Annotated in this window: 8 protein-coding genes; 3 read left to right on the top strand and 5 right to left on the bottom strand. The window is 63.6% G+C overall.

Features of this window, described 5'->3' with window-relative positions; genetic code table 11:
* The 3 genes from GA0061098_RS32440 to GA0061098_RS32430 all read right to left on the bottom strand — a co-directional run.
* Positions 1-221 (bottom strand): transposase (locus tag GA0061098_RS32440; RefSeq protein WP_129591001.1); only part of this gene is annotated, 221 nt, incomplete at its 3' end.
* Between the two features lie 201 nt (positions 222-422).
* On the bottom strand, positions 423-1616 hold the full coding sequence (locus tag GA0061098_RS32435; RefSeq protein ID WP_091965511.1) for a low temperature requirement protein A: 1194 nt from the start codon (positions 1614-1616) through the stop codon (positions 423-425).
* A gap of 25 nt (positions 1617-1641) precedes the next feature.
* Positions 1642-1878 (bottom strand): BolA family protein, encoded by a 237-nt coding sequence (locus GA0061098_RS32430; RefSeq protein ID WP_018316584.1) that lies wholly within the window; start codon positions 1876-1878, stop codon positions 1642-1644.
* 176 nt (positions 1879-2054) lie between these two features.
* On the opposite strand from GA0061098_RS32430, the gene GA0061098_RS32425 reads away from it, so the two are divergent.
* Together GA0061098_RS32425 and GA0061098_RS32420 are read left to right on the top strand one after the other, a co-directional pair.
* A complete protein-coding gene (locus tag GA0061098_RS32425; RefSeq protein ID WP_091965510.1) occupies positions 2055-2414 on the top strand; it encodes a DUF427 domain-containing protein in 360 nt (119 codons plus the stop codon).
* A 127-nt stretch (positions 2415-2541) separates the two neighbouring features.
* Positions 2542-3582 carry an alpha/beta fold hydrolase gene (locus GA0061098_RS32420; protein ID WP_245323723.1) on the top strand — a complete coding sequence of 347 codons (1041 nt, stop codon included), beginning with the start codon at positions 2542-2544 and terminating at the stop codon, positions 3580-3582.
* Between the two features lie 51 nt (positions 3583-3633).
* Here GA0061098_RS32420 and GA0061098_RS32415 read toward each other — a convergent pair whose 3' ends face one another.
* Entirely contained in the window at positions 3634-3807 is a 174-nt protein-coding gene (locus tag GA0061098_RS32415) for a DUF1328 domain-containing protein (protein ID WP_018316587.1), read from the bottom strand.
* Between the two features lie 195 nt (positions 3808-4002).
* Between GA0061098_RS32415 and GA0061098_RS32410 the strand changes: the two genes are divergently transcribed.
* Positions 4003-5190: an acyltransferase family protein gene (locus GA0061098_RS32410; protein ID WP_091965508.1), complete on the top strand. Its 1188-nt coding sequence runs from the start codon at positions 4003-4005 to the stop codon at positions 5188-5190.
* A 156-nt stretch (positions 5191-5346) separates the two neighbouring features.
* On the opposite strand, the gene purL is transcribed toward GA0061098_RS32410, so the two are convergent.
* Entirely contained in the window at positions 5347-7557 is a 2211-nt protein-coding gene (gene purL / locus GA0061098_RS32405) for a phosphoribosylformylglycinamidine synthase subunit PurL (protein ID WP_091965507.1), read from the bottom strand.
* Positions 7558-7701 lie beyond the last annotated feature (144 nt).

Below are 7701 nucleotides of genomic sequence, written 5' to 3'. Positions count from 1 at the left end.
GGGGGAAAATCCGTCGGCAAGGCTCGCCATTGGCAGCCACTCCACAGGACATAGAAGATCGCCTCGACGATCTCGCGCAGATCGACCTCCCGCGGCCGGCCCAATCGGTGTCGCGGCGGCATCTTCCGAGCGATCAGCGCCCACTCGGCATCGGTCAGATCGCTTGCGTAACGCAGTCCAACGCGCTGATACTGCAGACGAGCGGATTTGGTCCACGGCATGGTGTCCTCCCTCGAATCTTTGCAAATCCGAAGGAATCACAAGCCCGCCAAAACCGCTCACCCTTTTTCGGTCAGGCTCTCAGGATGAGGACAGAGTGCGTGGCAGGCAGTTTCAACGAGCGCCGACGCCAAATAGCCTCATCCTGAGGAGACCGCGCAGCGGTCGTCCCGACGAGGCGCTTGGTCAGGCCGCTCCGCAGTTCAATGTTCCTTGGCCTCTTCTCTGTCCGCCCCCAGTGACACCGATTCCCACACCGCGACGATGATCATGATCACCGTCGATGCGACCGACAGCCAGAGCGGCGGGAGGTCGGCGGCGAACCACCACAGCACCGCGAGCGCGATGATGCCGATGCCGTGGGAGAGCTGGAGGAAGCCGCGGATCGCGTGCTTGAACAGGATGGTGCCGATCAGGAACACCAGCGGCCCGCCGATCGTGCTCAGAACCGTCCTGATATCGGAATGACCGGTCGGGTGCTTCAGCACCAGCTCGTCCGAGACCGCGGTCAGGATGATGCCGGCGATGATCGGTGTGTGCAGGTAGGTATAGGCGAGCCGCGCCAACCGGCCGGATTCGGCGGACTTCGAGATCCGCTCGGAGCCGGCCTCGGCGCCCTTGTGGAAATAGACCCACCACATCGCGATGGCGCCGACCAGTGCGGAGACGAAGGCCATGATGTTGTCCGCAGTCCAGTCCAACTCGGCAAAGGTCGCGCCGTTGACGACGACGGCTTCGCCGAGCGCGATGATGACGAAGAGCGAGCAACGCTCGGCCATGTGGCCGCCCTCGACCGCCCAGGCCTCAACCGACGAGAAGCCGAGCTTCGGAACCCAGAAGCGTGCCGCCGGCGAGACGTACTCCCAGGCGACTGCCGCAATCCACAGCCATAGCCGCGTCTCGCCTTCGGACAGGCCGCCTGCGATCCACAACACCGCGGAGATCGCGAGCCAGGTTAGAATGCGGATCGCGTTGTGGCGGACCGCGGTTCGATGCCGCGGCGTTGCGAACAGCCAGAAGGCCGTGCGCCCGATTTGCATCGCCGCGTAAGCGATCGCAAACCACAGACCCCGCCCTTCGAAGGCGGTCGGGATCGTCGTCGACAGCACCAGCCCGCCCAGCATCATCATAAAGAGCATGATGCGGACCGGCGTCAGCTCGGGATTGAGCCAATTGGTGACCCAGGCGGTGTAGACCCACACCCACCACACCGCGAGAAACAGCACCGTGATGTGCACCGCGCCGAGCGGCGTGAAATGGTGCAGCAGCGTATGCGACACCTGCGTGACGGCGAAGACGAAGACGAGGTCGAAGAACAGCTCGACATTGGTGACGCGGCTGTGCTGGTTCGGCACGATGACGCGAAACATCGCGCCGCGAGAATTGTCCGCAGCCATCGTCGTCTCCCGTCGCGCGATCAGGTCAGGCGCCCGGCACGCCGGTTTGCAGCGCCAGCGCGTGCAGCACGCCGCCCATCTGGCCGCGCAGGGACTGATAGACGATCTGGTGCTGCTGGACGCGGGATTTGCCGCGGAAGGATTCCGAGATCACGGTCGCGGCATAGTGGTCGCCGTCGCCGGCGAGGTCACGGATGGTCACCTCGGCATCGGGGATCGCTGCCTTGATCATCGCCTCGATATCGTGGGCGTCCATGGGCATTCGGGTCTCGCTCCTTCTGGTCTCGAATCGCTGCCAGGGTCCCCTCTCCGGCAGCGCCAAACTTAGCGTGAACGGTCTTCTGCGTCACGCTTTCCGGCACTATATCCATGATCCCATCAGGATAAAGGCACGACAAAGTGCCGCGCGCGGCAGATTGATCGAAAAGGCGTGAAATCATGAAGCTTCCAGGGCCCGACCATCCCATCACCATCACCCCAAATCCCCGCCGCGTCCGTGTCACCGCGGGCGACATCGTGATCGCCGAGACCAGCAAGGCACTGACGCTGAAGGAGGCCAAATATCCGGCGGTGCAATATGTGCCGCGGGAGGACGCCAACATGGCCCTGCTGGCGCGCACCGACCGCGTCACCCACTGCCCCTACAAGGGGGATGCGAGTTATTACAGCGTCAAGGCCGACGGCAAGGTGCTCGATAATGCGACCTGGACCTACGAGACGCCCTTTCCCGCGATGAGCGAGATTTCCGGCCATCTCGCCTTCTATCCGGATAAGGTGAAGATCGAGGAAGTGGGGTAGGCGCACGCGCTGTGACGCCGGGGCGATCCTGGATCGCCTCCTTCCAGCCGACACAAGGCACGAGATGCCGCGCCGGGCCGCAAGACTGATTGGGGTCTCGTTGCTGGGATTGTCCGGCATCCTCGTTGTGCTCGCTGCTGCCGGGCTGGGTTTTCGTGCCTATCGTCAGCACCTTGCTGCCCAAACTCTCGCGATCCGCTCTCCTGCCGGCGTGCAGGAGGGAGAGTTCATCGAGATCGGCGGCATCAAGCAATGGATTCAAATCCGCGGTGAGGATCGGGATAACCCGGTTCTCCTGTTCGTCCACGGCGGCCCCGGCGGCTCCACCCTGCCGATCTCGTCGGGCTGGCGCCCCTGGGAAGAGCATTTCACCGTTGTCCAATGGGACCAGCGCGGCACCGGCCGCACCTTTGGCGCAGCTGGAGACGCGCTCGCCCCCACGATGACACTGGAGCGGATGACGCAAGACGGCATCGAACTGGCCGAGTACCTGCGCGCGCATTTGCACAAGGACAAGATCGTCCTGGTCGGGCATTCCTGGGGCTCATTCTTAGGGATTCGGATGGCGAAGCAACGTCCGGATCTGTTCTCGGCCTATGTCGGCACGGGCCAGGTGGTCGGCAGGGCGACCTTCGAGAAGGCCTTTGAACTCACGATCGCGCGTCTGCAACGGCTTGCGGCAGCGGCCACCAACAAGGAGGCGCTGGCCGAATTGGCGCCGATCGCTTCGCAGCCGGTCCTCACCCCGGAAAATCGCCTGATTGCGGACAAATGGAGCAATGTGCTGGGGCTGCCGCTCGCCGACGACTTCCAGCTCGCCGGTCCTATCCCGCCGCTTTTCATGCCGGACGTATCGCTGCTTGATCTGTACAATTGGCGGAAAGGTGCCGCCTTCTCCGCAAAGTATTTGACGGGACGGAACGGGCCGATGTTTCAGAGCGACACGGCCTCGCTCGGATTCGAATTTTCAATACCCATGTTCTTCATTGAGGGCGATGCAGACGCTGTGACGCCGGGAGGACCCGCCGAGCAATTTTTCAACCTGATCACGGCCCCGCATAAGGAATTCGTCTGGGTTCGCGGCGGGGATCATTTCATTCCGTTCGATCGCCCCGATCAGTTCTTGGCAGAGCTGGTGGCTCGCATAAGACCGTTCGCAAGCCATTGACGGCCGGCGCTTGGGAACCGGCGCGCCGTTCCGGCTCGACCGACTGCCCCGCTACGCCCTGAAGATCGTGAGCCCCAATATCAGCAGCACCAGGAAGATCACGACGAAGACGTAGAACAGGAAGCGGGCGATATCGGCGGAGACGGTCGAGATGCCGGTGAAACCGAGCACGCCGGCTACGATCGAGACAAGTAGGAAGATCAGCGCCCATTTCAGGATCGTCATTGCCAGCTCCGAATTGTGCCGCTTATCGCGGCCGTCAGCCCTTCCCTTCGGCGGACGCTAACTTCGCCGCGCGGAACTGGTTCCTACGGGTGTCAGGACCCAAGTCGGGCTCAACTACCGCGCAAACGAGCCTTGCTGAATCCGGCTCGCGGCGGCACAGTCCGGTCCCGGGGCAGGAGTGCGGGGGCGACCAAGATGACGATGGCAGATTCAGCGACGATCGGCGCGGAGGTGCATGCCGCGCCGAAGAGCAAGGCGCGCAATTTGGCGATTGATCGCGCCCGCACCTTCCTGACTCTGGTGGTGCTGCTGCATCACGCGGTGATCCCCTATACTTATTTCGGTCATACCGATCCGAAGTACTTCTTCGGCTTCGACATGATCGTGCTCGCCACCGACAGCTTCTTCATGGCGATGTTCTTCTTCCTGTCGGGACTGTTCGCCTGGTCTGGCATCGCCCGGAAGGGAGCACGGAGCTATTTGGCAGATCGCCTGCTTCGGCTTGGCTTACCCTTCGCGATCTGCGCCCTTACGGTCATTCCGCTCGCCTACTACGCGATCTCCCTGCGGCAGCATCCCGAGATCGGCTTTTCGGAATTCTGGTGGAATATGGTCACGAAGGGCCCGTGGCCGAGCGGGCCGATTTGGTTCCTTTGGGTCTTGTTCGCTTTCGACCTGGTTGCCTGCCTGCTGCACCGGCTGTCGCCCAATCTGCTCGATCCGATCAATCGCCTCTCGCTCCACGGTCGCCGTCGGCCCGCCGTGTTCTTCGCGGTCATGCTTGCCGTCACCGCGGCGTTCTACATTCCCGGGAGGGTTCACTTCGGACCAAGCAGTTGGTTCGAGTTCGGGCCGTTCTCGGTCCAGCACGGGCGCGTGATGCTCTACGCGACCTACTTCTTTTTCGGTGCAGGCATCGGCGTTGCGCAAATGGATCGCGGGCTGCTCGCTGTCGACGGCCGGATGGCAAAGGTCAGCTGGGACTGGATGGTGCTGGCGATCGTTCCGTATTGCCTCTTGTGGGTGCTGATCTTTATCAAGCGCGAAATACTGGGCAACCCGTCGCCGTTGCCGGACTGGTATGAAGCGCTCTATGCCATCTGCTTCACTGTCTTCAGCGTGGCCATCATGTTTCTGATCCTGGCCTTTTTCCAGAGGTTCAGGCAATCAGGCTCAGCCAAGCTGCTCGATCCAATGCAGAGCGACGCGTTCGGCATGTTCCTGGTGCACTATCCGATCGCACTGTGGCTGCAATATTGGCTGTTCGACTATGACCTGCCGGCGATCGTCAAGGCCACGATCGGATTTGTACTGACAGTCATGGCGAGCTGGGCGCTGACGCGAGCGTTGCGGCAGATCCCGGGCGCGACGAAGGTGCTTTGAGGAAGCGGCACCGGCCTCCTATCGTCGTTGCGGGCGCAGCGAAGCAATCCATCTCACCGCAGGCAGCAGTGTGGATTGCGTCGTCGCGGAGCCTGTCATCGGGCCCGCCAAAGGCGGGACCCGGTGGCTCCTCGCAATGACGGAGAGATGGCGTCGCTACGCCGCCTTCCCACCCATATATTCCGGCAGCCAGCGCTCGAACGACTTACGGAGCGCATCGATCGTAACAGGCGCCTCGCCCGCGATCGCGATCGCATTGCCGCCGGTGGTGCCGATCCGCACGCACGGCACTTCGCAGCCGCGCATCTTGGCGAGCACGCGGCCGGCTTCGGTTTCCGGCACGGTGACGAGATAGCGCGCCTGGTCCTCACCGAACCAATAGGCCTGCGAGATCAGTGAAGTCGGCGCCGCCAGCAGCTTGGCCCCGATGCCGCTCGCCATCGCCATCTCGGCCAGCGCGATCAATAGACCGCCGTCGGAGAGGTCGTGCACGGCGGTTGCGGTACCGCCATGGATCATGCCGCGCACGCAATCGCCATTGCGCTTCTCGGCGGCGAGATCGACCGGCGGAGGCGCGCCCTCCTCGCGACCGCAGATGTCGCGCAAGTAAACGGACTGGCCGAGCCAGCCATGGGTCTCGCCGACCAGGAGGATCGCTTCGCCCTCGGCCTTGAAGGCGAGCGAGGCCGATTTGGTGAAATCGTCGAGCAGGCCGACGCCGCCGATCGAGGGCGTGGGGAGGATCGCGCGACCGTTGGTCTCGTTGTAGAGCGAGACGTTGCCGGAGACGACCGGGAAGTCGAGCGTGCGGCAGGCTTCCGAGATGCCCTTCAGGCAGCCGACGAACTGGCCCATGATCTCGGGCCGCTCGGGATTGCCGAAGTTGAGATTGTCGGTGATCGCGAGCGGCTTGCCGCCGACCGCGGTGATGTTGCGCCAGGCTTCCGCCACCGCCTGCTTGCCACCCTCAAACGGATCCGCCTCGCAATAGCGCGGCGTGACGTCGACGGTCAGGGCGAGCCCCTTCGGCCCGTCCTCGAGGCGCACCACGGCGGCATCGCCGCCGGGACGCTGCATGGTGTTGCCGAGAATGACGTGGTCGTACTGCTCCCAGACCCAGCGCTTGGAGCACATGTCGGGCGTGCCGATCAGCTTCTCCAGCGCAGGCCCAAGGCCCATCGGCGCAGGCACATCGCGCGCATGCACGACCGGCAACGCGGCGGAGGGGACATGCGGACGGTCGTAGAGCGGCGCCTCGTCGCCGAGCTCCTTGATCGGCAGATCGGCCATGACGTCACCGCCATGCTTGACCACGAAACGCTTGCTCGGCGTGGTGTAGCCGACCACGGCGAAGTCGAGGCCCCACTTCTTGAAGATCGCCTCGGCTTCCTTTTCCTTCTCGGGCTTAAGCACCATGAGCATGCGCTCCTGGCTTTCCGAGAGCATCATCTCGTAGGCGCTCATCCCGGTCTCGCGGGTCGGCACCGCATCGAGATCGAGATCGACACCGAGGTCGCCCTTGGCGCCCATCTCGACCGCCGAGCAGGTCAGGCCCGCCGCGCCCATGTCCTGGATCGCGATGACGCAGCCCTTTTCCATGATCTCGAGGCAGGCTTCCAGCAGCAGCTTCTCGGCGAAGGGATCGCCGACCTGCACGGTCGGGCGCTTCTCCTCGGACTTGTCATCGAACTCGGCCGAGGCCATCGAGGCGCCGTGGATGCCGTCGCGCCCCGTCTTGGAGCCGAGATAGACGATCGGCATGTTCACGCCGGAGGCCGCCGCATAGAAAATCTTGTCGGCATCGGCGAGGCCGACAGCCATCGCGTTGACGAGGATGTTGCCGTCATAGCGGGTGTGGAAGCGCACCTGGCCGCCCACGGTCGGCACGCCGAAGGAATTGCCGTAGCCGCCGACACCGGCAACGACGCCGGAGACGAGATGCCGGGTCCTGGCATGCTCGGGCGCACCGAAGCTCAGCGCATTTAGGCAGGCGATCGGGCGCGCGCCCATGGTGAAGACGTCGCGCAAGATGCCGCCGACGCCGGTGGTCGCACCCTGATAGGGCTCGATATAGCTCGGGTGGTTGTGGCTCTCCATCTTGAAGACCACGGCCTGGCCGTCGCCGATGTCGATCACGCCGGCGTTCTCGCCCGGGCCCTGGATCACCCAGGGCGCCTTGGTCGGCAGACCCTTGAGATGAATGCGCGAGGATTTGTACGAGCAGTGCTCGTTCCACATCGCCGAGAAGATGCCGAGCTCGGTGAAGGTCGGCTCCCGCCCGATCAGCTTCAGGATGCGCTCGTACTCGTCGGGCTTGAGCCCGTGGGCGGCAACCAGTTCGGGGGTGATCTTGGGTTCGTTCTTCATGGATTCCAGGCTTTCGGCGGCGGTTTGGCCGTTCTTAGGAACATCGAGGGCTTCCGGAAAGCCCTTTATGGCGCATTTTCCCGCTGTCCCACGTTTTGCAGGCGGGGACGGCGGGAACAGGAATTGCACGGCGCGGACAGATCG

It is taken from the genome of Bradyrhizobium shewense (genome assembly GCF_900094605.1).
Lineage (GTDB): Bacteria > Pseudomonadota > Alphaproteobacteria > Rhizobiales > Xanthobacteraceae > Bradyrhizobium > Bradyrhizobium shewense.
This window is presented reverse-complemented; position numbering and strand designations above follow the sequence as displayed.